General features: G+C 41.4%; 1 protein-coding gene. It reads left to right on the top strand.

Annotated features, from left to right (window positions below):
* Positions 1–2,087, top strand: a 2,087-nt coding sequence (locus CCU_RS13020) for a Cna B-type domain-containing protein (RefSeq protein WP_208896273.1), incomplete at both ends; no start/stop codon positions are given.

Genomic DNA, 2,087 nt, shown 5'->3' with positions numbered 1-2,087 from the left:
AATGACACCAACAGTATTGAATATACTGTGCATATCAATGAGAAGGGTGAGGCTCTTGGCAATACAGGATCCATAACTGTAGTTGACAAGTATGACTACAGCAATGCGGATGCAGTAAAGAGAGTATTTATCAAGGATGGTTCGTTTAAGCTTCTGTACGCAGATACAGGCGCTGAAGTTCCGGCGGACAAATACAGCTATACATATGCAGATGATACGACAGCTAAGATGTCTACACTGACACTCACCATGCCGGATGAGACAAAGTTTATTCTGAAGTATACATATACTCTTGTATATACAGGTAAGCTTACAGCGGATGTTAAGAACAGCGTTGGTATTCTTGGATCTACGAGTTCGGCAGATTCGTCATCAACGGACACGAACATCAATGATCAGGATTCATCAATGGGAACTGATACAGAGCAGTTTAATCTTTCGATAATAAAAACTGACTCTATAATGACAGGAATCAAGCTTGCTGGTGCGAAGTTTGCGCTTTACAGATATGGTGATCCAAACAACAGTGCAGACACTAACTGGAATCTCATGGTACCTGGAAGCGATGAGGAAAGAGTAACTAACGAACAGGGAAGACTTACATTATCAAGTTTGTATTATAATTACTATTACAAGCTTATAGAGGTGGAAGCACCAGAGGGTTATGAGAAACTCACAGATCCTATATACATATATGAGAACAATATCTCATCCAGCCTGACAGGACCGAAACCTGCTGAGGTGACAACTGATTCTATCTCAGACATAGTCCTTGACAGCAAAGGTTCACAGGATTATACACTGCCAGTAGATAACACTCCTGAGAACAGAAAGATAACTGTTAAAAAGGTATGGAAGGATGCTGCAGGTGGAACACTGAAGGATATTCCGGTTGACAGTATAACAGTTAAGATCTATGCATCAACTAATCCATCAAGTTACGACAAGAACACAGATCCTGTTGTAAAGACAATTACCTTAAATAGTGCAAATAAGTGGACAAGCGATGAGATAGAGCTTAAAGTAGCTGATGCAAATGGCAACTACCTCTACTACTTTGCAGAAGAGGATTTCGATAATGCTGATTACCAGGTCACAATAAGTAATAATGGAACAGCAACCGGAACGATCACCATCACGAACACCAACACAAAGGTGACAAATGAGACGATCGATATTCCTGTAACCAAGAAGTGGGATGACAGCGACAACATTCTGTCAGCAAGACCAAAGAACATCAAAGTTACACTTGCCACAGAGGATGCGGCGGGCAATATAACAAAGATCGTTGACAAGACACTTACACTCAATGATTCAAATAACTGGAGTGGAACATTTACAGATCTTGATAAGAAGGATGCCGATGGCAATCTTATCAACTACACTGTAGATGAGGATGACGTAGAAGGATATACAAGCGATGTTCAGCTCACAAAGGATGAGAACGATGTAGTTACCGCTGCAACGATCACAAACAAGCTGAATGTTGGAAGCCTTGTTATCACGAAGTTCTTCAGCGGAGACCTCGATGATACAAAGCTTACAGATGCACAGAAGAAGCAGATCACATTTACAATATCAGGCCCTGAGGGATACAAGGGACCTACAATCGTAACATATGATCAGTTTTACTTAGGAAGCTACGTTATCAATAATGCTCCATATGGAAAATACACTGTAACAGAGACAAGTGCAGCGTTTGATGGATATACACATAAAGTTACATATACTGTAGGTTCATCAACAGGCAATACGGCTGCGGATGTTGTTATCTCATCATCGTCATCATCACTTGTGACTGTGGCGAATGAATACAAGGCATTTATCACGGTAAGTGGAACCAAGGTTTGGGATGACAATAATAATCAGGATGGCAAGAGAGCTGAGGATATTAAAGTCCGTCTTATGAATGGAACGACTGAGGTCGCAAGTAAGACGGTTACCCCTGATGCGTCAGGTAACTGGAATTTCAGCTTTGCTGATCTTCCAAAGTACGATGATAACGGCAATGAGATAGCCTATACCGTTAAAGAGGATGCGGTTGCGGGTTATGATACCAAGATAACCGGCGACGTGAAGACTGGATT

It is taken from the genome of Coprococcus sp. ART55/1, from assembly GCF_000210595.1.
Lineage (GTDB): Bacteria > Bacillota > Clostridia > Lachnospirales > Lachnospiraceae > Coprococcus > Coprococcus aceti.
This window is presented reverse-complemented; position numbering and strand designations above follow the sequence as displayed.